Below are 24,134 nucleotides of genomic sequence, written 5' to 3'. Positions count from 1 at the left end.
TGCGACCAGCCGTGAAACCTCTGGCAACGGGCCTGTAACAAGCATTTCAAACAAGCGTATGTTTTTTCATTGACAGCTCACCGCCATCCTCATAACCTCGCCAAACCTTCAACGTACCGGGATGACGCGGACGTGGGCAGTATCTATTTGATTCGACATGGCCAGGCCTCCTTCGGTGCAGACGACTACGACGTCCTGTCGCCGACCGGCATTCGTCAGGCTGAAATCCTTGGCCGGCACCTGGCCGAACTCGGGATCAGCTTCGACCGCTGCCTGGCAGGGGATCTGCGCCGCCAGCAGCACACGGCCAACAGCGCGCTGGAACAATTCGCCGCGGTGGGCCTGCCGGTGCCGCTGCTGGAAACCGACTCCGCCTTCAACGAATTCGACGCCGATGCGGTGATCCGCGCGCTGTTGCCGGCCATGTTGCCGGACGAACCCGAAGCGCTGAACATCTTGCGCAACGCCGCGCAAAACCGTGGTGAGTTCCAACGCATCTTCGCCCTGATCATCGAGCACTGGCTCACCGGTACCTACGACACACCGGGCCTGGAAAGCTGGCTGGGGTTTGTCGAGCGGGTGCGGGGCGGCTTGCATCGCATCCTCGACCAGGCCGACAACACCCAGAAAATCGCCGTGTTCACTTCCGGCGGCACCATCACCGCCCTGCTCCACCTGATTACGCAAATGCCTGCCCGGCAGGCCTTTGAATTGAACTGGCAAATCGTCAACACCTCGCTCAACCAGCTTAAGTTTCGTGGTCGCGAGGTGTCGCTGGCTTCCTTCAACAGTCATGCGCACCTGCAACTGTTGAAGGCCCCGGAACTCATCACGTTTCGCTGAGTCCGGACTATTGTGACCCTGGCAGTAATCACCCTGCTCTTATTACCCAAGAAAGGATCGAACCATGACCTCCGTAGCAGACGCCGTACAAGCAATGAAAGCCAAGTTCAACCCAGCCGCTGCTGCCGGTCTGGACCTGGTCTTCGGTTTCCGCATCGACGACACCAAGAACTTCTCGCTGATCGTCAAAGACCAGACTTGCGAGCTGCAGGAAGGCGAAAACCCGGACGCCCAGGTGACTCTGGTGATGGACGGCGAAACCCTGGAAGGCATCGTCGACGGTTCGACTGACGGCATGCAAGCGTTCATGGGCGGCAAACTGCGCGCTGAAGGCGACATGATGCTGGCCATGAAACTGTCCGAGCTGTTCCCGTCGTAAGCACCTGGCTCCCGGCCTTCGGGAGCGTGCCTGCTGCAAACGAATCCCGCCCTTAGTGGCGGGATTCGTCGTTTTTGCTGGCCATTAGATGAACCCTGTGGCGAGAGGGCTTGTCGGATCGCCGCATCGCCCCGTTCGGCTGCGAAGCAGTCGTCCCACCCTTGATTTCGACTTATCGGAAGGACGCCAAGGGCCGCTTCGCGCCCCAACGGGGGCAAGCCCCCTCGCCACAGGTTCGGTGGTGATCTTACAATGTCCGCACTTTCGACACCGGCCGCCCCATGGACATCGACCTCGCCCGCACCTTCCTCGAAATCGTCCGCCATGGCAGCCTGGCTGCCGCCGCGCAAAAGCTCCATGTCACCCAGACCGCGATCACCGCACGGGTGCAGAAGCTCGAGAGCCAACTGGGCAGTACCCTGTTCGTGCGCAATCGTGCCGGTGCTCGCCTGACGCCCAACGGTGAAGCGTTCGTGGTGTACGCCAACCAACTGGTGCAAACCTGGGACGCCGCGCGGCGTGATCTGCCCTTGCCCGAGGGGTATCGCGATGTGCTGCACATCGGTGGCGAGGTGAGCCTGTGTAACCCGCTGATGCTCGGCTGGGCCGGCGAAATCCGCAAGCACATCCCCAGCCACGCCCTGCGCATGGAAATCCATGACGGCGAAAACCTCCTGCGCCAACTGGAGTTGGGCGTTCTGGATGCTGCGCTGGTGTATCAGCCCGAGTATTGGCCGCGTTTGCAGGTCGAGCAGGTACTCGAAGAAAAACTGATTCTCGTGCGCCTGGCCGACAGGCCCGATCCTTATGTGTACATCGATTGGGGCGCCGAATTCCGGCGCCAGCACGATGCCGCCCTGCCGGAAAAAGCCAAGGCTGCGCTGACTTTCAATCTTGGCCCGTTGGGCTTGCAGTACCTTCTCGAAAACGGCGGTAGTGGTTACTTCCGTACCCGTGTCGTGAAGAGTTATCTCGATAGCGGTGCCCTGGAACGGGTGCCCAAGGCTCCGGAATTCAGCTACCCGACCTATCTGGTCTACTCCCGCGATCGTGACTCGCCGACGCTGCAACGCGCCTTCGACCTGCTGCGCAAGGTGATCGATTCCGACGAAGACTGGTCGCAACGCTGGGACCCGCTGACTTGAGACCGGTTTGCACCGGATCATGGCCGTTGTGTCCTCAAGGTTCGCCCCGCCAGAACAGCGCAATCGACTAATCTGCAGGAGATAACAATAACGACAGGTGATTGCAGTGAGGCAGACCACCGAAGGATTCCGCAGCCGCTACCGCGCCGCCATTCATCCGCTCTACAACCCTTGGCTGCACGGCGCTTTTGTCCTGCTGTTCGGGGCGCTGGCGATCAGCGTTTTCTGGAGCAGCGTGCATCAGGTACAGCCGACGCAATGGATTGCGGTGCCGGTCACGCTGCTAGCGTTCAACCTCGGCGTGTACATGGTACATCGCCACCTGGGGCATCATAAAAAGGGATTCGCCCGGCTGTTTTATGCCCGTCACGCCGGCGACCACCACAGTTTTTTCACCCCAGGCCACATGACCTACGACAGCGCCCGCGACTGGCGGGTGATTCTGTTTCCGGCATGGCTGATCGTACTGCACACATTTGCCGTGGCCCTGCCCCTCTGGTGGCTGCTCAAGCACATCGATACCAACGTCGCCGGACTGGTCGGCGGCGTTCTTGTACTCGGCTACCTGGCTTATGAAGTGTTCCATGCCTGCGAGCATCTGCCGTCGCACAATCCGCTCACACGGCTGCCGTGGATCCGCCAGATGCGCCGGCTGCACGAACTGCACCACCGCCGCGAACTGATGCAGGAGCGCAATTTCAACATCGTTTTCCCGCTGATGGACTACCTGTTCGGCACCCTCTATTGGGAGCCGGAGCCCGTGCCGCTCAACCCGACGAGAACGCCCATGACCCGCATGCAGCATCAGATTGTCATTGCCGGACACCCGATCGATGTACTGGCCTACGCCAGCACCGTGACCCTTTGGCCGCAATGGCACCCGTCGTCGCTGCACATCGATGGGCCCAAAGGTCCATTGCATGCCGGCGCACGTTTCGAGGAGGACATCCGCGCCGGCGGCCGTGAAGGACACTTGCGCTGGGAAGTGGCGCAGTACCTGCCCGGCCAGCGCTGGAGCGCTCGTGCCCAGGGTGACCATGGCCTGTCGCTGGTGGTGACCTACGAATGCGAAGCCCTGGGCAAGGACACACGTTTCGTCCGCACCCTGGAGTACCAATTCAGCGGTCTGGCGATGCGGCTTGCCAACCGGTTGTTGCTCAAGCGGCGCATCGACCGGGAATCGGCGGCGTCGATGCAAGCGTTGCGCGAGATGGCGCAGAAATACCTGGTGGCAACCGGAGTCAACGCGTGAGCAGAATTCTCAAATGCCTGCTGCTGGTCATCATCGTCATCGGCGCCTTCCTGCTGCTGATGCCGACCAAGGTGCGACCGGTGGCCTGGACGCCACAACCCGCGCCGTCCCTCTCCAGCGGCATCTACGCCGACAATCAGCGCCTCAAAGGCATGGAACGCGTCGGTGCCGCCGACATCGACGGGCCGGAAGCCCTGCTGCTGGAAAACGACACGCTCATCACCGGCCTGCACGACGGGCGACTGATCCGCACCAGCCTGGATGGCAAGACCACCAAAGTCCTGGCCGACACCGGTGGCCGGCCACTGGGCCTGGCCCGGCATCCCAATGGCTTGCTGGTGATCGCCGATGCCGTCAAGGGTTTGTTGTCCCTCGACGCCCAGGGTCGCCTGGTGGCCTTGACCACAGAGGCCGGCGGCGTTCCCTTCGGTTTTACCGACGATGTGGTCATCGACAAACCCGGTCACTACGCTTATTTCAGTGATGCTTCGAGCCGCTTCGGCTATGGCCACGACGGTGAGGCCGTGCTCGAACACGGTGGTGACGGTCGATTGCTGCGCTACGACTTCCAGACCGGCAAAACGTCGGTTGTGCTGGACAAGCTGGAGTTTGCCAACGGCGTGGCCCTCGGACCGGACGATGCCTACGTGCTGGTCAATGAAACCGGCGCCTACCGCATCAGCCGCTTTTGGCTCAGCGGCCCCAAGGCCGGCACCCAAGACCTGTTCATCGACAACCTGCCGGGCCTGCCGGACAACCTGTCGTTCAATGGTCACGACCGGTTCTGGGTGGCATTGTACGCCCCCCGAAACGCCCTGCTCGATGGCACGGCGGCGCATCCCTTCGTGCGCAAGATGATCGTGCGAGCCATGACCGTCCTGCCCAAACCCGTGGAAAAGCGCGGGTTCGCCCTGGGCCTGGACCTTGAAGGCAAGGTGATCGCCAACCTGCAGGACGCCAGCACCGACAACTACTCACCGATCACCACGGTGCGCGAGTATGGGGACTGGTTGTATTTCGGTTCACTGAAGGCACAGAACATGGCGCGGTTGCCTTTGAGCAAGGCGTTGCAATGATCGGCACTACTATCTGAATACACTGAAGACCCAATGTGGGAGCGAGCCTGCTCGCGATGACTGAGGCACATTCAAAACAACTGGTGACTGACCCTCCGCTATCGCGAGCAGGCTCGCTCCCACAGGGACAGCGGTGAGTTCACCGGGATATTCGGGCTGGGTCATGAGGCACCTCGTTGAGAGCCGTAATATCGGTCTCTGAGCATTCGAGGTGCCGGTTCTGGTGGCCCTTCCAACTTTCCAGTCACCGATCGTCGGTGGCAGGCACGCTGGATCAGGACCGCAACTGGAGTTGTTTGACGATCTTGTCCTTGACCTCCAAGCGCTTCGCCTTGAGCTTCGTCACCGCATCATCGCTGGATTTGGCTTCCTCCGCTTTCACCACTTCGGCATCCACCTGGGAATACTTGTTAAGCAGTGAATCCAGTAACGTATCCTGGGTGCGTTTGTGCTGGATTTCTTCCTTTGTGCAACTCAGATCCTGAAAAAGGTCATGGGGCACCGGCATGGAACACCTCCGTTTGTTAATCGGTAGCAAACGCCGACTGATTGCGTTCACCAACTATCAGAATGGCCTCGGTTGGCCCGTTCTGTCGACCACCTGTCAGACCAGCGGTGCCCGTTCGTCGTCCTGTCGCAAATACGATAAAACCTTTGTCTGCACCGCCGCCTCCACCGGTTAACGATCACTCGATCACCTTTGAAAACCTGTGTGGAGAATCACCGATGGACAGACTCAACGTACGTCACCTGGCCCTGGTTATCGCAATGAGCAGCTGCATGGGCAGTGCCCTGGCTGCTACTTCCAATGACTTTGTCGACAAAGCGGCCGCCGGCGGCATCGCCGAAGTCGAGGCCAGCCGGCTGGCCCTGGAAAAAAGTGCATCAGCCGACGTCAAGAAATTCGCCAACATGATGATTACCGATCATTCCAAGGCCAACGATGAACTGGCCGCCCTGGCGAAAAAATTCGACATCGAAGTGCCGGACAGCACGACGCTGACCAAACAAGCCAAGGAAAAAATCCTCGACATGCGCGACGAATCCTTCGACGCGGCCTATGCCGACAACCAGGTCAAGGCCCATGAAGAAGCCATCGACCTGTTCAAGAAGGAAGCCGATACAGTGACGGACGACCGGGTAAAAGGCGCCACCGAGCTCAAGGGTTTTGCGCAAAAAATGCTGCCGGCGCTGAAAAAACACCTGGAAATGGCGAAAAAACTCCAGGCCGCCCATCCGAGCAAGTAACTGCGTCATCCATGCACACTTGTGGGAATGGGCTTGCTCGGATTGGCGATCCGACGTAAGCGTCAGGTCAGCAAGCATTTCTACTGGATGTACCGGCCTCTTCGCGGGCAAGCCCGCTCCCACAAAGCCAAGGCAGATCGGCGTATACAGACGCTCCTCACCACTCAACAGGCCGAGCGTTAGCTCGCCTGCAGCTTGTGATCTTGATCCACCCGCCCCCTCGGCAGGCTGAGCGCAGGTGTTCATCCGGGGATGGGCGCGTAGCGCCGTTCGACGCAGTCGAACTCATTGCATGTAGGTCGAAGCGAAGCCGACCGGAGGGCAATGCCCCCGGATGAATACCGGAGCCAAGGAACCCCGAGCCTCAGCGAGGGGCCGTACGTTCGGGGCGAGCGTTTTTTGCTTCCTTTTTTAGGCGCTTGTAAAAAAGGGAGTCGCCGTCAGGGCGAAACCATAAGCCGCCGCTACCGCAGCAACGGATATGTACACAGTCAACACAGGTTTACCCCCACAGGGAATTGTGTCAGCCGCCAAGAACTGTCCGCACCATTTGCGTCAACGCTTCAGGACTGTAGGGTTTGCTGAGCAAATGGGTATCCGGGCTAAGCTGGTGATTGCGCGAGATGATGTCGCGGGTATGCCCCGAAGTGAACAGCACCGCCACCGGCGGCTCTTGCACCTTCGCCCAGGCCGCCAGGTCCGAACTCTTGATCAGGCCGGGCATGACCACGTCGGTGAATATCAGGTCCACCGTCACCCCTTCCAGCAACATTTGCATGGCAGCGTCTGCGTTGGTGGCCGTGAGGACTTGATAGCCCTCCTCGCACAACAACTCCACCGCCGACACTCTCACGGCCTCATTGTCCTCGACCACCAGGATGCGTTCGTGCCCGCCCCGTTGCGGCATATCGGGGCCCGGCGTTTCACTGGGTACCGCGCGCAAGGTGCGCGGAAAGTACAACTGCACCCGGGTCCCCCGCCCCACATCACTGGCGATTTCGATATGACCGCCACTCTGCTTGACGAAGCCAAACACCATGCTCAAGCCCAACCCGGTGCCCTGCCCGTCGGCCTTGGTGGTGAAGAATGGCTCGAACACCTGGGCCAGCACCTGCGGCGGCATGCCGACACCGGTATCCGTCACGGACACCCGCACATAGTCCCCCGGGGATATGCCCCTACCGGCGCAAAACTTGCGATCGAGGACGATGTTTTCCGCGCACAGGTCAATCCTGCCCTCGCCTTGAAGGGCGTCACGGGCATTGATCGCCAGATTGAGGATGGCGTTTTCCAGTTGGTTGCGATCAACAAACACATTCCATGAATCTTCGGGTGCCGTCATGTGAACCTGAAGGGTTTCACCCAGGGCACGCAGCAACAACTCCGCCAGGCCATCGAAAATCTGCCGCAATGTGAAGACCGCGGGCGACAAGGGTTGGCGGCGGGCGAATGCCAGCAATTGCGAGGACAGCTTGGCACCGCGCTCGACAGCGGCAATCGACGCCGAAACCCGGCGCTGCACATTGGCGTTACCCCGCTCATGGCGCGCCAGCAAGTGCAGGTTACCGGCGATCACTTGCAACAGGTTGTTGAAGTCATGGGCCACACCGCCGGTGAGGCCGCCGATGGCTTCCAGCTTCTGTGACTGGCGCAATTGTTCTTCCGCCGCCAGCCGCGCCTCGACCTCGTCGGCCACCCGGTGCTCCAGGTTGCGGGTGAACTTGAGCAGGGACTCTTCGGCGGTCTTGCGTTCGTGGATGTCGATCAGCACGCCGGGGAAACGAAACGCCTCGCCCTGTTCATTGAACTCGCAACAGCCACTGGCGAGTACCCAGAGGTAACTGCCGTCGGGGCGCCGGATCCGGTATTCGACGTTATAGGGCTCGCCCGTCTCCACCGACAATTTGACGCGTTCCCGGACCCAGCTGCGGTCGTCTGGATGGATGCGGCTTTCTGCGATTTCCTGGGACAGGTTTTCCAGGTCTTGTCCGAGGGGATAGGAAAACGTGCGGGCAAAACGCTCATCGCCCGACAGCACGTTGGCCTTGATGTCCCAGACAAAAGAGCCGAGCAATGCACCGGCGTTCAGCGCCAGGCGCACCCGTTCGTTGTCGGCGCGGTAGGCGTTTTCAGCCGCCTGTCGGCGACGTTCGGAGATCACCCGATCCGTGGTTTCCACCACCATGGCCATGACCCCGGCCGGGCGTCCGTCATCGTCGGCTACCGGGCTGTAGTAGAGGTCCATCCAGACATCTTCCGGAACCCCGTCACGCAGCAGCACCAGTTCTTTGTTGCGATAGGACAAGGTGCCGCCCGCCAGGCAGGTGTCGACCACGTGGCGATTGAATTCGGCGACTTCTGGCCAACCCAATTCCACGGCGGAGCCGAGCAGGTACGGATGACGCCCACCGGCAAACTTGGAATAAGCGTCGTTATAGATCATGTACCCGGACTGGCGCCAGAGCATCACCATCGGCAGTGGCGAGGCGAGCATCAACTGCACCGCGCTGGTCAGGCTCCTGGACCATGAGTCGAGCGGGCCCAGTTCGGTCTGGCTCCAGTCGAACGCACGAATGCGCCCGGCCATTTCGCCGTTCCACCCGGCACACCCGTGGCTATCCGCTAGAAACTGCATCGGCTGGCTCTATCCCGGTAAATGGCACCCGTTTGTTTCGAGCGTCCCGGGCGCGATTCGTTTCATAGAGGTATAGCTGATTATCACTGGCACTTTTTTTGGCCGAAGAGAACCTTGTGGCGAGGGGGCTTGCCCCCGTTCGGCGGCGAAGCCGGCGTAAAGCCAGTGAATACGGTGTACCTGTGGGACCGGGTTTTCAGATTTGGGGCCGCTTCGCGGCCCAACGGGGGCAAGCCCCCTCGCCACAAGATCCGCTCATGAACAGTACCGGCGTAAAACGCTACACCTCAATCAAATGCTTGAGCGGGTTGTAACTGCTTTTCAGGGTCGCCGCGACATCGAGAATGGCTTTCTCAATGCCATTCAAATGCATGCAGGTCAGCTCGATGGCCGCGCTCTGGTTGCCCGCTTCGATGTACTCGATCAACCGCAGGTGTTCATCGTCGCGGCAGGCTTCGTGGCTGTCGTCATCCAGTGCGGCGGCATACAGCGAGGCTCGGGAAATCAGCTTCTGGAACCAGTCGAGCAATACCGGATTGTTCAGGCTGCGGGCCAGTTTGATGTGGAACTCGCCGAGCAGGTGTATCAGCCGTTCGTGATCACCGCTTTGATGCGCTTCATCTTCCAGCAGCAGGTGATCGCGCAGATCCTGGGTCACCGCCGTATCACGGCGACGGCACAGTTCACTGACGATACCGATCTCGACCAGACGCCGGGTTTCGAACAGCGAGCGGATCTCCTCGTCACTGGGCAATGACACCGATGCACCTTTATTGGGCTCGGTGGTGACTAAGCCATCGGCCTCCAACTGCTTGAGCGCAGCCCGCACAGACGTGCGGCTGACGTTGAACAGCTCGGCCAGCGAGGCTTCGCCCAGCTTCATCCCCGGACGCAACGAACGCTTGCTGATCGCCTCGTAAACCCCTTGGTAGACGCGGTCGACCGTGGTTTCCAGTTTCTTTTCCGTCATTCATCAACTCCTTGCGCCCTGTGCAAACAACCCTGGCGAATGGTCAGCCTTTTGAAAAAGGGGCTTGCACGAGCAGATTAATCCGGGTATTTCTAAATTGCATCCAGATTTTGCATACAATAATTAGAGGAATGCACCATTATGGGTCATCCAGTTGCAATTGAAGTGCGAAACGTCTCCAAGCGATATTCCGACGACCCTGGGCTGGCGCCAGCCCTCGACAATGTTTCTGTCGACATCGCCGACAACGAATTCTTCACCCTGCTCGGCCCCTCGGGCTGTGGCAAGACCACCCTACTGCGCACCATTGCCGGCTTCGAGCACGTCAGCGACGGTGAAATCCGCCTCGCAGGCGAGCCGGTCAACGATTTGCCGCCGTTCAAGCGTCGGGTCAACACGGTGTTCCAGAGTTATGCGCTGTTTCCGCACATGAGTGTTGCGCAGAATATCGCCTTCGGCCTCGAGATGCAGGGCCTTGATCGCAAACTGATCCCGCAGCGGGTCGAGGAAATGCTCGCGCTGGTGCAAATGCAGCACCTGGCCAAACGCAAACCGGCCGAACTGTCCGGCGGCCAACAGCAACGGGTGGCTCTGGCCCGGGCCCTGGCGCCGAAGCCGAAAGTGCTGTTGCTCGATGAGCCGCTGTCGGCGCTGGACCTCAAGCTGCGCAAGGAAATGCAGGTCGAACTCAAGCGCGTGCAAAAAGAGGCCGGGATCACCTTCATTTTCGTCACCCACGATCAGGAAGAAGCGCTGACCCTGTCCGATCGCATTGCCGTGATGTCCGCCGGCAAGATCCTGCAAATCGGCACGCCCAACGAAATCTACGAGCGTCCGCAGCACCAGTTCGTCGCGCAATTCATCGGTGACATCAACTTCCTCCCCGGGCATCTCAAGCGTGGCCAGCAGAACGAAAAGCTCTTCGTGCCCAACGGCATGCCCGTGGAAATCCCCTGCCCGGCCCAGGGCTTTGACGGCAGCAAGGTGCAACTGGCGTTCCGCCCCGAGCGTTCACAACTGGTCGAGCCGTCGCAGCCCCACCACCTGCGCGGCGTGATCGAGGCCGTGCTGTACGTCGGCACGGCCACGCTCTATCAGTGCCGCCTGAACAACGACATCAAGGTCATGTTGCGCGAGAACAACGAAGGGCTGAACCACGGGCGGGTGGTGGGCGATCGCGTCGCGGTCAACCTGCCGCCCCACGCCTGCCTGTTGATGGAGGCCTGAGATGAGCGTCAGCAGCACTTCCCCGGCCCTCAACCGCGCGCTGTTGCTCAGCCCGGTCGTCCTGACCCTGCTGGCCCTGATCGCCATTCCGCTGGGCATCATGGGCTACATCAGCCTGTTGCCGCGCAACGTCTATGGCGGCGTCGACTGGCAGGCCGACTGGCAATTGCAAAGTTATGTGCAGCTGTTCTTCCAGGAAGGTTTCGACGGCGAACTGGAGCTGAACTGGGTCTATGCCCAGGCGTTGTTGCGCTCGGTGTTCCAGGCCGGCGGCACCACGGTCCTGTGTTTCCTGTTCGGCTTCCCGGTGGCGTTGTGGATGTCGAGCCTGACACCGCGCCGACGCAACCTGATGGTGTTGCTGATCACCATCCCGTTCTGGACCAACCTGCTGATTCGCAACTATGCCTGGCTGATCATCCTGCGCGAACACGGCTGGGTCGCCCAGAGCCTCAACGCGCTGTTCCCCCAGGCCGGCGGCATCACCCTGCTCTACAACGACTTCGCGGTCAGCGTCGGCCTGGTCTACAGCTTCCTGCCGTTCATGATCCTGCCGATCTACTCGACCCTGGAGAAACTCGACTGGCGCCTGGTGGAAGCCGCCTACGACCTGGGCGCCAATCGCTGGCATGCGTTGCGGCGGATCATCTTGCCGCTGTCGATGCCGGGGGTGATTGCCGGTGCCTTGCTGGTATTCGTGCCGAGCCTGGGTGCCTTCATTACCCCGGCGATCCTCGGTGGCGGCAAGACGCTGATGATCGGCAACCTGATCCAGCAGCAGTTCGGCACCGCGCGCAACTGGCCGCTGGGCAGTTCGCTGTCGTTCCTGCTGCTGGGGATCATGTTGCTGTCCCTGGTGCTCTACGCCCTCTATAGCCGCAATGCCGCCAAGACCCAACGCCCAGGAGCCCAAGCATGATTGCCCTGCACCTGAAGAAACTGCCGCTGACCCGTGAAGTCAGCCTGTTGATGCTGGCCTATCTGTACCTGCCGATTTTCGTGCTGATCGCGTACAGCTTCAATGCCAACCGTTCGGCGACGGTGTGGACCGAGTTCTCGTTCGCCTGGTACGGACGCATCCTGGCCAACCCGTCGATCCAGACCGCGGCGTTGAACTCGATCATCGTCGCCAGCATCGCCACGGTCTGCGCCACGGCGATTGCCCTGCTCGCGGCGCTGGCGACGTACCGGCCGTTCTACGGACAGAAAATGGTCGAAGGCGGGATCAACCTGCCGATGATCCTGCCGGAGATCGTCACGGCCGTGGCCACCCTGCTGCTGTTCATGGCACTGGGAATCAAGCTCGGCCTGCTGACGGTAATCGTCGCCCACATCGGCTTTTGCATCCCCTTTGCCTACCTGCCGATCCGCGCGCGGCTCAATGACCTGGACAAGAGCCTGCTGGAAGCGGCGAACGACCTGTACGCCAACCCCTGGCAGGTGTTTCGCCGGGTGACCTTGCCGCTGCTGTGGCCGGCGGTGCTGTCCGGTTCGGTGCTGGCGTTCGTGGTCAGCCTCGACGATTTCATCATGACCTTCTTCGTCGCAGGGCCGGGTTCGACCACCTTGCCGGTGTACATCTTCTCGGCGATCAAGGCCGGCGTGACGCCGGAGATCAATGCGATTTCGACCCTGATGCTGGTGATATCCATCGTGCTGGTAGTGCTGGCCTTCTGGCTGGGACAGCGCGGCAAACAACAATGAGCCTGGAGACTTCTTTATGAGCAAGAAAGTGAAAAGCCCCCGTTTTGCTGCTGCCAGTTTCGCCGTTGCCGGTCTGGCCTTGAGTTGCTTCACCGCGTTCGCTGCGTCCAGCGCCCAGGCCGCTGAGCCCAAGGAACTTTTCTTCTACAACTGGACCGATTACTACCCGGTCGACCTGCTGGCCAAGTTCGAAAAGGAGACCGGCATCAAGGTCACCATGGACGGCTACGACAGCAACGAAACCCTGCTGGCCAAATTGCAGGCCGGGGGCGCCGCCTATGACGTGATCGTGCCATCGCAATCGATCATGCGCACCCTGATCAACCAGGACCTGCTGCTGGAAATCGACGCCTCGGCCCTGCCCAACTTCCAGTACGTCAAACCGGCGTTCCGCGACCCGAGCTTCGACCCGGGTCGCAAGTTCTCGGCACCGTACCTGTGGGGCACCACCGGGTTCTCCTATGACAGCGCCCGGGTGCCCGGCGGCAAGCTCGATGACTCGTGGAAAGAGTTCTTCGAGCCACGCAAGGAACTGCAAGGCCAGCTCGCCGCCCTCGACACCTCCAGCAGCGTGATCAATGCCGCCAGCCACTACCTGAATGTCGACGAGTGCAGCGAAAACCCTCAGGACGCCAAGCGCATCCTCGAACTGCTGCAAAAACAGAAACCCTTCCTGAAGATGTACAGCTCGGACAACACCGTCGACCGCATGGCCTCCGGCGAAGTGATCATGATGCAGAACTGGAACGGGTCTACAGCGCGGGCCACCCTGCAGAAGAGCACCATCAAGTACGTGTATCCGAAGGAAGGCCTGGCGATGTTCCAGGACAACTTCGCCGTGCCGAAAAGTGCGCCCCACCCCGGCAACGCGAAGATCTTCATCGACTGGATGATGAAACCGGAAAACGCCGCCGCCGTGTCCAACGCCATCGCCTACGCCAACGGCATCCAGAGCGACAAGCTGATCGACGCCAAATGGCGGGTGATGGATGCCATCAACATGCCCGACGAATTCGCCTCGCGCCTGCGTCCGGAAAAGGAATGCAGCAACAAGGCGCGGGAGCTGCAGGACCGGATCTGGGCGAAGCTCAAGGGCTGATCGTCTGACTTGAAACCCAGTCGCGGCCATCGCTGGCAAGCCAGCTCCCACAGGGTTTGGTGGTGTTCACAAATTTTGTGCCCAACACAAATCACTGTGGGAGCTGGCTTGCCAGCGATGAGGCCCTCCCACACAACACAAAACTTGAGGTTCTAAATGACCCAACCCCGCTGGCTGCGCAACGTGCGCCCCTACGGCACCCACGCCGAAGACCTGCTGATCGAAAACGGCCGGTTCACCCAACGCCGTCCGGCTTCGAACGAGGCCCTGGCCGCCACCGACATCGACGGCCAGAACCACTTGCTCACCCCGGCACTGGTGGAAAGCCACGTACACCTGGACAAAACTCTCTGGGGCCAGCCCTGGCGACCCAACAGCGCCGGTCCGACCCTCAAGGACTACATCGCCAACGAACGGCGCATCCTGCGCGAAGTCACCACACCGATTGCGCAACGGGCCGGGGCCCTGCTGGAAAACTGCATCGCCCGCGGCTCGCTGACCATGCGTTGCCACGTCGATATCGACCCGGAATTCGGCCTGCGGCATGTCGAGGCCATGCAGCAACTGCGCGAACAATACCGCGACCTGATCGACCTGCAACTGGTGGTGTTCCCGCAAACCGGGCTGATCAGCCGCCCCGGTACCGCCGAACTGATGCGCGAAGCCATGGCCCTGGGCGTGGAGAACGTCGGTGGCCTGGACCCGTGCGGCATTGACAACGACCCGATTGCCCAACTGGATTTCGTCTTCAAGCTGGCCAGCGAATTTGACCGTGGCGTCGACATTCACCTGCACGACAAGGGTGAACTGGGCCTGTGGCAGATCGCGCTCATCGCCGACTACACCGAGCGTTTCAGCCGTCAAGGCCGGGTGATGATCAGCCACGCCTACTGCCTCGGCATGCTGCCATGGAGCCAGGTCAAACCGGTGGCCGAGCGCCTGGCGACACTGGGTATTTCGCTGATGAGTTCGGCCCCGGCCGATTGCGCGGTGCCGCCGTTCCTGGCCCTGCGCGAAGCCGGCGTGAATCTGTGCCTGGGCTCGGACGGCATTCGTGATGCCTGGTCACCCATGGGCAACGGAGACATGCTGGAGCGGGCGATGCTGCTGGCGTTCCGTTTCGATTTGAACAAGGACGAAGAACTGGCGGCGGCGTTCGAGGCGGCGACCGTCAACGGCGCCCAGGCGCTGGGTTGCGCAGCCAATCGCCTGGAGATCGGCCAGCCGGCGGACTTCCTGCTGATGCCCGTGCAAACGTTGGGTGAAGCGGTGGTTTCGCGACCGCTGCGTCAAGTCTATCGCGCCGGTCGTTTGATCGCTGCGGGTGGTCGTTTGCTGGAAAGCCGCCTGTGAAGCGCATCGGTTTGCGGGCCAGTTGCGTGGTCGGCTTCGACGGCACGCAGCATGTGCTGTGGCGCGACGGCGAAGTGGTGTTCGAAGGCTCGCGCATCGAGTTTGTCGGGCGCGGTTATCCGGGCCCGGTAGATCAGTGGACCGATTACGGCAACGCGTTGATCGGCCCCGGCTTCATCGATCTGGATGCCCTTGGCGATCTCGACTCCACGGTACTGACCCTGGACAACGGCGACGAGCGCGACATGGGCCGGATGTGGTCGGCGCAGTATCTGGCGCGCGGATCGCGGGAAAGTTACAGCCCCGAAGAAGAAGTCTTCAAATACCGCTATGCCTTCACGCAACTGATCCGCAACGGCATCACCACGGCCATGCCGATCACCTCGATGTACTACCGCGAGTGGGCCGAGACCTACGACGAGTTTGCGGCGGTCGCCGGCGTGGCGGCCGAGTTGGGACTGCGCACTTATCTGGGCCCTTGCTACATGAGCGGCATGAGTTACTGGCGCGCCGATGGCACCCTGGCGCACCACTGGGACGAAACCCGGGGCCTGGCCGGTCTCGATGCCGCCGAACGGTTTTTCCGGGATTTCGACGGTGCGAACAACGGCCTGATTCGTGGTGCACTGTTGCCCGATCGCATCCAGACCTGCACCCCGGCGTTGCTGCAACGCACCGCCACGCTGAGCCGGGAACTGAATGCACCGATGCGCCTGCACTGCTGCCAGGGCCTCGGTGAAGTGGCGATGGTCGAGCAACTGCGCGGCACCTCGCCGTTGGGTTGGTTGCAGCAACTCGGGCTGCTCAACCCGCGCAGCCTGTTGCCCCATGGCATCTACACCCAGGGTGACGACGACCTGCAACGTGTGGTGGATGGCGGCGCGAGCCTGGTGCATTGCCCGGTGGTATTTGCCCGGGACGGCGAGGCATTGAATTCGTTTGGCCGCTATCGGGCCAAGGGCGTCAACTTCGCCCTCGGTACCGACACCTGGCCGGCGGACTTGCTCGACAACATGCGCCAGGGCCTGAACATCGCCCGACTGATGGAGGGCGGCAACGAGCTGACCAGCACACTGGATATGTACAACGCCGCGACCCTCGGCGGCGCCAGGGCCCTGGGCCGCGACGATCTCGGCCGACTGGCACCGGGGTGCAAGGCCGACATCAGCGTGTTCAACCTGCGCGGGATGCACCTGGGGCCTTTGTTCGACCCGCTGAAAAATCTTGTACTGGCCGGTCGCGGCGACGACTGCATCGCCAGCTACATCGATGGCCGCTGCGTGATGCAGGACGGCCAGGTCGAGGGCGTCGACTACCCCGCCCAGCAACGCCAGGCCCAACGCCAATTCGAAAAACTCATGCGCAGCCACAGCGACCGGGCCTTCGGCCAACCGGACTGGAAAAGCCTGTTCCAGCCGGCCATCCCGTTCGCCGACGACTACAGCGCACAGACGCCGCTGAGCGCGATCGAGCCTCTCCTTTAGGGAATTCTGCCTATGCAAAGCTTTGACTTCAGCACACTGAGCCCACGGGACAAATACAAGATTCTGATCGGCAGCGTCGTACCACGACCGATTGCCCTGGTCACCACCGTCGACGGCGAAGGCCGGGTCAACGCGGCGCCGTTCAGCTTTTTCAATGCGCTGTCGGCCGATCCGCCCATCCTCGCCCTTGGCGTGGAAAACTACGGCGACCAAAGCCCCAAGGACACCACCCGCAATATCCAGCTCAATCAGGAATTCACCGTGAACATCGTCAGCGACGCCCTGGTGGAGGCCATGAACGTCTGTGCCGTGCCCTTCGCCCCCGGCTTCGATGAACTGACCGCCGCCGGCCTCACCGCCATCCCCGGCACCACGGTCAAATGCCCGCGCATCGGCGAAGCCCCGGTGGCGCTGGAGTGCCGGCGGATGATGGCGCTGTCCATCGGCCAATCCCGGGAGATCATCTTTGGGGAGGTGCTGATGGCGCATGTGCGTGACGAACTGATCGACCCGAAAACCCTGTACATCGATCAGTTGGGGCTTGATGCGATCGGCCGCATGGGTGGGCATGGCTATGCGCGCACGCGGGATTACTTCGATTTGCCGACTCGCTCGTTACAGGCGTGGACGGATGCACCGGGCGGTGGCGAGCGGTTTTGGCCACTGGCTAAATAATTTCTGTAGGTTCACACCTTCCATGTAGGAGCTGCCGAAGGCTGCGATCTTTTGATCTTGCTTCTGGCGGCGTCAAGACCGCTGAAGATCAAAAGATCGCAGCCTTCGGCAGCTCCTACAAAGGTTGCGGTTGAAATTCGAGGTCGTACATTTTTCAGGTGCCAGCATTGCCGCCGTACCCCATCCCCCTTTCAAATCCTCCCTCTTGCTTCTCAGCTCACCAGGATCTCAACGACATGGATGCCCTTGAACGATCGACGCTTCGCCATCAGACACGAAGCCGGCGACTCACCCGCCTGCTCAGCGCAATAGTCGCCACTACCACGCTCGCAGTCCTGGGCGCCGCCCAGGCAACTCCCCAGACAGACTTCCCCTTGAAGACCAGGTCGATCCTGGCAGGCGACACGACGTGGTCGTATTACGAGGGCGAAAAAAACGGTCCGGCCCTCTTGCTTGTACATGGCTTTTCTTCAAACAAGGAGGTCTGGCGCACGCTGGGCGAGGACCTCGGCGCACGCTTTCATGTGATCATTCCCGACCTTCCCGGCTGGGGCGAGTCAACGCGCCTTGCAGGTGAAAATTACGACATTGATGCACAAGCCGCACGGCTCAATGATTTTCTGCTTGCGCTCGACCTGCGTGAAATCAATCTGGTCGGCCACTCCATGGGCGGTGCCATTGCCGGAGTGTTCGCCGCCCAGAGGCCGGAGCGTATTGCACGCTTGGTGCTGGTCAACCCGTTGGGATTGAGCTTCGTCGAAAACGATTTCGTCCGGTCATTGAATGGTGGTGACAACCCGTTTATCTACGATGACCGTGCCGGCGTAGAACGCACTGCCCGACTTGTCTATCTCAATCCTCCCATGATGTCCGACCAGGAAGTGGAAAATGCGATTGCGAGCAATCGGCGCCAACGCAGCTTTATCGAGTCCACCCTGGCGCAGATCCGTCCACCGTCCCAATGGCTCGCGCTGGATCATCGGCTGGCGCAGCTCACCATGCCGGTACTTGGCATCGGCTGCCGCGAGGATAAGGTGATCGATATCTCCGCCCTGGAGACAATGCAAAACGGTCTGCCCGATGATCGGGTCGGGCAGATTGTCACCCTTGAAGGTTGCAACCACTTGCCCATGATCGAACGTCCTGTGGCAACGGGTCAGTTACTCACCGACTTTGCTGGCGGTGCTCAGCTGCCTGAAGCCCTGTGACTCAATGAAAGTCCCGGCTACGCACAGTGATGCCATCGAGCAATGCACTCAGGTCACTCAAGCGTCCGGCTATCAGATGCCGGACCTCGCCCTCCTTCTCCCAGCGCCCATCGACCTTGAGCAGCTGCGAGCCGACCAGCACCTGGCGCTGGCGCTCGGCCAGGTCGCGCCACACCACTACGTTGACGTTGCCGAATTCGTCCTCGAGGGTGACGAAGGTCACGCCGCTGGCGGTGGCCGGGCGTTGCCGGCCGGTGACCAGCCCGGCGACGCTGACCGGCCGGCCGTGCTCGACGTCCAGCAATTCTTTTGAACTGCGGCAGCGCCGCGCCTTCAACTCACCCCGCAACAGGGCCAGCGGATGCGGCCCGAGGGTGGTGCCGACACTGGCGTAATCGGCTTGCAGGTCCTCGCCCACGGTGGGTTTGGGCAACGCCACCGCGTCTTCCTCCTGGCGCGGCAGGCCGGCAAACAACCCCAGCTGCTTTTGTACCCCGGCCACTTCCCAGCGTGCCCGGTGGCGGTCGCCGGCCAGGCCACGCAACGCGCCGGCATCGGCCAGTTGCTCCTGGGCGCGGGCATCGAGCCGCGCCCGCCCACCGAGGTCGGCGATGTCGGCAAACGCACCTTGCGAGCGGGCCGCTTCGATGCGGCGGGCATCGTCCTCGCGAAAGCCCTTGATCATGCGTAACCCCAAGCGAATCGCCGGTTGCGCACCGCTGATCGGTTCCAGGCTGCAGTCCCAGTCACTGGCGCGCACGTCCACCGGGCGAACCTGCAAATGATGACGCCGAACGTCCTGCAGAATCTGGTCCGGGCTGTAGAACCCCATCGGCCAGCTGTTGATCAGCGCACAGGCGAAGGCCGCCGGCTCGTGGCATTTCAACCAGCAACTGGCGTAAGTCAGCAAGGCAAAGCTGGCGGCGTGGGACTCGGGAAAACCGTAGCTGCCAAAGCCCTTGATCTGCTCGAAGATCTGCGCGGCGAACTCGGCGGTGTAGCCGTTTTTCTTCATGCCGGCGGCCAGCCGCTCCTTGTGCGGTTCGAGCCCGCCATGGCGTTTCCACGCGGCCATGGAGCGGCGTAGCTGATCGGCCTCGCCGGGGCTGTAGTCGGCGGCGACGATGGCGATCTGCATCACCTGTTCCTGAAACAGCGGCACGCCGAGGGTGCGCTTGAGCACCACCTCCAGTTCCGGCGACGGATACGCCTCCGGCTCTTCCTTGTTCCGTCGCCGCAGGTACGGGTGCACCATGCCGCCCTGGATCGGCCCCGGCCGAACGATGGCGACCTCGATCACCAGGTCGTAAAACGTCTTGGGCCTGAGCCTCGGCAACATCGACATCTGCGCCCGGGACTCGATCTGGAACACGCCGATGGTGTCGGCCCGACCGATCATTTCGTAGGTGGCCGCATCCTCGGGCGGGATGGTCGCCAGGCTCAGGTCCAGGCCCCGGTGCCGGCGCAGCAGATCGAAACATCGACGAATCGCGCTGAGCATGCCCAGCGCCAGGATATCGACCTTGAGCAGGCCCACGGCGTCGAGGTCATCCTTGTCCCACTGGATGATGGTGCGCTCGGCCATGGCGGCGTTTTCCACCGGCACCAGACTGTCCAGCGGCTGCTCGGAAATCACGAAACCGCCGGGGTGCTGGGACAAATGCCGGGGGAAGCCGATCAACTGCCCCGTCAGGCTCAGCACCCGGTGCAGCACCGGGCTCTGCGGGTCAAAACCACCTTCACGCAGGCGTTCAACGGGGGGCGTTTCATCGCTCCAGTGACCGCAGCATTCGGCCAGGGCGTTGATCTGGTCCGGCGGCAAGCCCAATGCCTTGGCCACATCCCGTACCGCACCGGCGGCGTGGTAAGTGCTAACCACCGCCGTCAGCGCGGCACGGGCCCGGCCATAACGCTGGAACACGTACTGCAAGACTTCTTCGCGGCGTTCATGTTCGAAATCGACGTCGATGTCCGGCGGTTCGTTACGTTCCTTGGACAGAAAGCGCTCGAACAGCAAGGTGGTGCGATCCGGATCGATTTCGGTGATCCCCAGGGCGAAGCACACTGCCGAGTTGGCGGCAGAACCCCGACCCTGACAAAGAATCTGTTGCTGACGGGCAAAGCGGACGATGTCGTGGACCGTCAGGAAATAACTTTCATAGCCCAGTTCGGCGATCAATTGCAGCTCTTTATCGATCTGCACCAACACTTCGTTTTTCGGCCCTTTTGGCCAGCGCCACTCGATGCCTTCCTCGGTCAAATGACGCAGCCACGAGGTGGCCGAGTGCCCTTGCGGCACCAGTTCGCGGGGGTATTGATAACGCAGCTGGCCGAGGTCGAAGGTGCAGCGCCGGGCAATGACCAGCGTTTGCGCCAGCAAGTCTGGCGGGTAAAGCGCCTGCAGCACATCGAGACTACGCAGATGGCGCTCGCCGTTGGGATGCAGGCGCAATCCGGCATCGGCCACCGGCAGGTGGTGACGGATCGCGGTCATGGTGTCCTGCAAGGCCCGGCGCCCGCGTGCGTGCATGTGCACATCGCCACTGGCCACCGCTGAAATTCGCAGTTCCCGAGCCAGTGTGAGCAGATCGTTCAGGCGTTGCCCATCGTCCTGACCGCGATGCAACTGCACCGCCAGCCACAGGCGTTCGCCGAAGACCTGCTGGAGCCAGTGGCCCTGTGCAAAGGCATCGACAGCGTCCGGCACCCACAACGCCAACAGCCCCGGCAACGGTTCGCCGAAGTCTTCGCGCAGCACCTGATACTGGCCTTTGTGCGTGCGGCGCCGGGCGCGGGTGATCAATCGGCACAGCGCCTGATAGCCCTCGAGGCGCTCCACCAGCAGCACCAGTTTCGGACCGTTCTCGATGCGTATTTCACTGCCGATGATCAGCGGCAACTCCACGGACTTCGCCGCTTGCCAGGCACGAACGATGCCCGCCAGGGTGCATTCGTCGGTGATCGCCAGGGCTTGGTAACCCTGTTTTTTCGCGCGCTGGAACAGCTCGAGGGCACTGGAGGCACCGCGCTGGAAGCTGAAGTTCGACAGGCAGTGCAATTCGGCATAGTCGCGGCTCATGCGAACCAGCCCTGCAACCACAACGGGCCGTCCTCGCCGACCGCCCGGTAGGCCCAGCCCTGTTGGCCGGCACGGGTTTCGATCAGGTAATAGTCGCGGCGTACGTCGTCACCGTCCCACCAGCCGGACTCGATACGCTCCGGCCCCATGAGGATGCGCGCCGAACCCCGATGCACGGCCAGCGGCTCGGTCAGCAGCCAGCCCGGCCGCTTCACGGCGCCCAGCGCTGCGCACGGCTGGCTGTCGGCACTGGCCTGCCACGCGCACTCCGGGCGATGATCGGCCTGGAAGCGCAGGCCATGCACCGCGTCATCCCCCAGCCGTGCCCGCAGGCGTTCGCGCAGTTGCTCCCAGGGCAAGGACTGCTGCGGGCGATCGTCGAACAGTTCCTGATGCTGGGGCACGAAGGTCGGCAAATCCTCGGCACACAAGCGAAAGCCGCGCACCGGCGCCTCGACCTGGACTTGCTCCAGCCGCCCCCGGGCCAGTTCGAAGAGCATCGCCGGATCGCGCTCGGCGCTGAGCAGGCCGACCTTGATCAGCGTATCGGGCAACCCGGCGTGCTCCAGATGCAGGTCGAAACGCTGTACGCCGCTGTCGCGACCGCACAGGAACGCCGACAGGTCGCCCGTCAACCGGCGCAACGGAAACAGCAGGGCTTGATGGGACTGCACATCGAAATTGAGCTCGATACGCACATCGAAGCGGTCCGGCGGCAGGTAAAACGCCAGCGCCAGCCGCCGCGTGCCAAGCAACGCATCCAGATGCTTGAGCACCTGGGCCTCGAAACGCCGGGCCAGGCTCTGCCGGGGCAACGCCTGCACCTGGCTCAAGGTGCGCAGGCCCATGCGCGACAAGGCCGTGGCAACCTGTGCTTCGAGGCCAATCCGCTCGACGGGCATCTGCCCCAGGTGATGCTGCAAGGCTTGATCATCCGGTACCACCAGGCCGTCATAGGCATTGGCCAGCACCCGCGCCGCCACCGGGTTGGGCGCGGCCACGATGCGGTGCCGAAACCCCAGTTCGCCGAGCTCACGGCGCAAAAGCGCTTCGAATTGCGGCCAGGCGCCGAACAGGCCAAGGCTGGATTCGATCTCGAACACCAGGGCCCGGGGGTAATGCACGCTGACCTGGGAACTGAAGCGATAGGCCCAGGCGGCGAGAAACTGCTGCCAGCGCTCGATTTCACCGGCGTCGTATTCAGCCGTGGCAAACCCCTTGCTCAAGGCCTGTGCCGCGCTCATGGACTGGCCGGGACGCAAACCCAGCGCCCGCGCCGCAGCGTTGACGGCCTGCAGCACCCGGCGCTGGGCCGGGCCGGTCAGCAACGCCAGGGGTTCATCGGGATCGGCGCGCTGACGCAATGCCGCGTCCAGTGCCAATTGCGGGAAAACAATGCAGACCCAGCGCATGGCAACCTCAATGCCCCACGGCGAAGGCAATCGGCGCCGAACGGGCCAGGCCGCCGCGGCACTTGAGCACGCGCAGTTGTGCCGGCCGGGCATCGATGGCGATGCGCAGGGCCGCCGGCGAAGGGTTGATCGCTTCACTGAGGGGACGATAGGCGAAGGCCAGGGTCTGGCCGGTTTCCGCCGCCACCTGCAAGCGGCGCAAGGCGCGGTCATCGGCCTTGTGCGGCCAGCACAGCACCGCGCCGCAACTGCCCGAACGCAGGCATTGTTCCGCGGCCCACAGCGCATCGCGCTCGCTGGCCCGGATGATCGACAACTGACGCAGATCGACCCCGGCGCCCTGCCACGCCTGGGGATACGGCACATAAGGCGGCGCCACCAGCACGATGCGCTCGCCCGCCGCCGACAGCCGTGCCAGCGTCGGCCACACCAGTTGCAACTCACCCACGCCCTGCCCGGCCAGCAGGATTTCCGTCAGCGCCGCCTCCGGCCAGCCACCGCTGGGCAATGCCGCGTCCAGCGCGGCGTGCCCGGTGGGCTGCGGGCTGGCGGCCGGCGGCGCAGGCCGGCCCCTCCAGACCTGGCCGCCATTGAACAGCGTATCCAGCGCAACGACGGCACCCATCAGCCTTGCCTCACCAGGCCACAGAACACGCCTTCGATGGCCAGGTCCTGATCGGCGTTCACAATGATCGGCTGGTAGGCCGGGTTGCGCGGCAGCAGGCGAACCACATCGCCGACCCGCTCGAAGCGCTTGATGGTGACTTCACCGTCGAGCCGCGCCACGACGATCTGACCGTTGAGCGCCTCGGGGTTGCGGTGCACGCCCACCAGATCGCCGTCGAGAATACCGTCCTCGATCATCGAATCACCGCGCACCCGCAACATGTAGTCCGGCACCCGCGAGAAGATCGACGGATCGAGCAGCAAGCGGCTATGGATTTGCGCATCGACCCCGATGGGCGCACCGGCCGCCACCCGACCGAGCACCGGGATGTCCAGCAACTCGGGACGCGGCGGCTGCCCGAGCAGGCGAATGCCCCGGGCCTGATGCGGGTTGACCTCGATAAACCCGGCTTCGGTCAGCGCCAACACATGCTTGCGCGCCACACTGCGGGAGGCGAAACCGAACGCCTCGCTGATCTCGGCGAGGCTCGGAGGCTGACCGTGCTCGGCGATGCGATCGCGGATAAAGGTCAGGATGGCGGTACGGCGGGGAGTCAGAGTCGTCATGGAGTACATTTGTACTCTTTTGGCTTTTGCCTGGCAAGAACCGTCAATCATCTGGTGGCAGGACCAGTGACCTGTGGGAGCGAGCTTGCTCGCGATGGTCTTTCATTCAACA

General features: G+C 62.2%; 22 protein-coding genes. 15 read left to right on the top strand and 7 right to left on the bottom strand.

The window, feature by feature from the left end:
- Positions 1–132: 132 nt before the first annotated feature.
- The 5 genes from Q8X48_RS14125 to Q8X48_RS14105 all read left to right on the top strand — a co-directional run bounded on the left by Q8X48_RS14125 (position 133) and on the right by Q8X48_RS14105 (position 4,695).
- Entirely contained in the window at positions 133–843 is a 711-nt protein-coding gene (locus tag Q8X48_RS14125; protein ID WP_407801538.1) for a histidine phosphatase family protein, read from the top strand.
- 64 nt (positions 844–907) lie between these two features.
- Positions 908–1,222 carry an SCP2 sterol-binding domain-containing protein gene (locus Q8X48_RS14120; RefSeq protein WP_015094878.1) on the top strand — a complete coding sequence of 105 codons (315 nt, stop codon included), beginning with the start codon at positions 908–910 and terminating at the stop codon, positions 1,220–1,222.
- A gap of 281 nt (positions 1,223–1,503) precedes the next feature.
- Entirely contained in the window at positions 1,504–2,367 is an 864-nt protein-coding gene (locus tag Q8X48_RS14115) for a LysR family transcriptional regulator (RefSeq protein ID WP_407801539.1), read from the top strand.
- 106 nt (positions 2,368–2,473) lie between these two features.
- The gene (locus Q8X48_RS14110; protein WP_407801540.1) at positions 2,474–3,619 is read left to right on the top strand and encodes a sterol desaturase/SRPBCC family protein; all 1,146 of its coding nucleotides are present in this window, start codon (positions 2,474–2,476) and stop codon (positions 3,617–3,619) included.
- Complete coding sequence (locus Q8X48_RS14105; protein WP_407801541.1) at positions 3,616–4,695, top strand: SMP-30/gluconolactonase/LRE family protein; 1,080 nt, start codon at positions 3,616–3,618, stop codon at positions 4,693–4,695. The genes Q8X48_RS14110 and Q8X48_RS14105 overlap by 4 nt, the downstream gene beginning before the upstream one ends.
- Before the next feature lie 274 nt (positions 4,696–4,969).
- Here Q8X48_RS14105 and Q8X48_RS14100 read toward each other — a convergent pair whose 3' ends face one another.
- Positions 4,970–5,203: a DUF465 domain-containing protein gene (locus tag Q8X48_RS14100; protein WP_407801542.1), complete on the bottom strand. Its 234-nt coding sequence runs from the start codon at positions 5,201–5,203 to the stop codon at positions 4,970–4,972.
- On the opposite strand from Q8X48_RS14100, the gene Q8X48_RS14095 reads away from it, so the two are divergent.
- A complete protein-coding gene (locus Q8X48_RS14095; RefSeq protein ID WP_158467549.1) occupies positions 5,202–5,378 on the top strand; it encodes a hypothetical protein in 177 nt (58 codons plus the stop codon). The genes Q8X48_RS14100 and Q8X48_RS14095 overlap by 2 nt on opposite strands.
- A gap of 43 nt (positions 5,379–5,421) precedes the next feature.
- Entirely contained in the window at positions 5,422–5,943 is a 522-nt protein-coding gene (locus Q8X48_RS14090; protein WP_015094873.1) for a DUF4142 domain-containing protein, read from the top strand.
- A 523-nt stretch (positions 5,944–6,466) separates the two neighbouring features.
- On the opposite strand, the gene Q8X48_RS14085 is transcribed toward Q8X48_RS14090, so the two are convergent.
- Together Q8X48_RS14085 and Q8X48_RS14080 are read right to left on the bottom strand one after the other, a co-directional pair.
- On the bottom strand, positions 6,467–8,578 hold the full coding sequence (locus Q8X48_RS14085) for a hybrid sensor histidine kinase/response regulator (RefSeq protein ID WP_407801543.1): 2,112 nt from the start codon (positions 8,576–8,578) through the stop codon (positions 6,467–6,469).
- Between the two features lie 280 nt (positions 8,579–8,858).
- Positions 8,859–9,548 carry a GntR family transcriptional regulator gene (locus Q8X48_RS14080; RefSeq protein WP_007973313.1) on the bottom strand — a complete coding sequence of 230 codons (690 nt, stop codon included), beginning with the start codon at positions 9,546–9,548 and terminating at the stop codon, positions 8,859–8,861.
- A 141-nt stretch (positions 9,549–9,689) separates the two neighbouring features.
- On the opposite strand from Q8X48_RS14080, the gene Q8X48_RS14075 reads away from it, so the two are divergent.
- From Q8X48_RS14075 to Q8X48_RS14040, 8 genes are all read left to right on the top strand, one after another.
- A complete protein-coding gene (locus tag Q8X48_RS14075; RefSeq protein WP_015094871.1) occupies positions 9,690–10,775 on the top strand; it encodes an ABC transporter ATP-binding protein in 1,086 nt (361 codons plus the stop codon).
- Between the two features lies 1 nt (position 10,776).
- Positions 10,777–11,694, top strand: a complete 918-nt coding sequence (locus Q8X48_RS14070; RefSeq protein WP_015094870.1) for an ABC transporter permease — start codon at positions 10,777–10,779, stop codon at positions 11,692–11,694.
- On the top strand, positions 11,691–12,479 hold the full coding sequence (locus Q8X48_RS14065; RefSeq protein WP_407801544.1) for an ABC transporter permease: 789 nt from the start codon (positions 11,691–11,693) through the stop codon (positions 12,477–12,479). The genes Q8X48_RS14070 and Q8X48_RS14065 overlap by 4 nt, the downstream gene beginning before the upstream one ends.
- Positions 12,480–12,495: 16 nt before the next feature.
- A complete protein-coding gene (locus Q8X48_RS14060) occupies positions 12,496–13,578 on the top strand; it encodes an extracellular solute-binding protein (RefSeq protein WP_102674048.1) in 1,083 nt (360 codons plus the stop codon).
- Between the two features lie 156 nt (positions 13,579–13,734).
- Positions 13,735–14,931: an amidohydrolase family protein gene (locus Q8X48_RS14055; protein ID WP_407801545.1), complete on the top strand. Its 1,197-nt coding sequence runs from the start codon at positions 13,735–13,737 to the stop codon at positions 14,929–14,931.
- Positions 14,928–16,415 (top strand): amidohydrolase family protein, encoded by a 1,488-nt coding sequence (locus Q8X48_RS14050; RefSeq protein WP_407801546.1) that lies wholly within the window; start codon positions 14,928–14,930, stop codon positions 16,413–16,415. Before Q8X48_RS14055 ends, Q8X48_RS14050 begins: the two co-directional genes overlap by 4 nt.
- 12 nt (positions 16,416–16,427) lie before the next feature.
- Positions 16,428–17,090 carry a flavin reductase family protein gene (locus Q8X48_RS14045; protein WP_007995928.1) on the top strand — a complete coding sequence of 221 codons (663 nt, stop codon included), beginning with the start codon at positions 16,428–16,430 and terminating at the stop codon, positions 17,088–17,090.
- 236 nt (positions 17,091–17,326) lie between these two features.
- Positions 17,327–18,298, top strand: a complete 972-nt coding sequence (locus Q8X48_RS14040) for an alpha/beta fold hydrolase (protein ID WP_407801547.1) — start codon at positions 17,327–17,329, stop codon at positions 18,296–18,298.
- Between the two features lies 1 nt (position 18,299).
- Here the strand turns inward: Q8X48_RS14040 and Q8X48_RS14035 are convergent, their stop codons facing one another.
- Genes Q8X48_RS14035 through lexA form a run of 4 tightly spaced genes read right to left on the bottom strand, consistent with a single transcriptional unit; the run spans position 18,300 to position 24,031 of the window.
- Complete coding sequence (locus tag Q8X48_RS14035) at positions 18,300–21,398, bottom strand: error-prone DNA polymerase (RefSeq protein ID WP_407801548.1); 3,099 nt, start codon at positions 21,396–21,398, stop codon at positions 18,300–18,302.
- Entirely contained in the window at positions 21,374–22,789 is a 1,416-nt protein-coding gene (locus Q8X48_RS14030; RefSeq protein ID WP_407801549.1) for a Y-family DNA polymerase, read from the bottom strand. Before Q8X48_RS14030 ends, Q8X48_RS14035 begins: the two co-directional genes overlap by 25 nt.
- Before the next feature lie 7 nt (positions 22,790–22,796).
- Positions 22,797–23,414 carry a translesion DNA synthesis-associated protein ImuA gene (gene imuA, locus Q8X48_RS14025; protein WP_007973327.1) on the bottom strand — a complete coding sequence of 206 codons (618 nt, stop codon included), beginning with the start codon at positions 23,412–23,414 and terminating at the stop codon, positions 22,797–22,799.
- Positions 23,414–24,031 carry a transcriptional repressor LexA gene (lexA, locus tag Q8X48_RS14020; RefSeq protein WP_407801550.1) on the bottom strand — a complete coding sequence of 206 codons (618 nt, stop codon included), beginning with the start codon at positions 24,029–24,031 and terminating at the stop codon, positions 23,414–23,416. Before lexA ends, imuA begins: the two co-directional genes overlap by 1 nt.
- Between the last annotated feature and the right edge of the window lie 103 nt (positions 24,032–24,134).

Source organism: Pseudomonas sp. QLc11A (assembly GCF_052112305.1).
GTDB lineage: Bacteria > Pseudomonadota > Gammaproteobacteria > Pseudomonadales > Pseudomonadaceae > Aquipseudomonas > Aquipseudomonas laurylsulfatiphila.
This window is presented reverse-complemented; position numbering and strand designations above follow the sequence as displayed.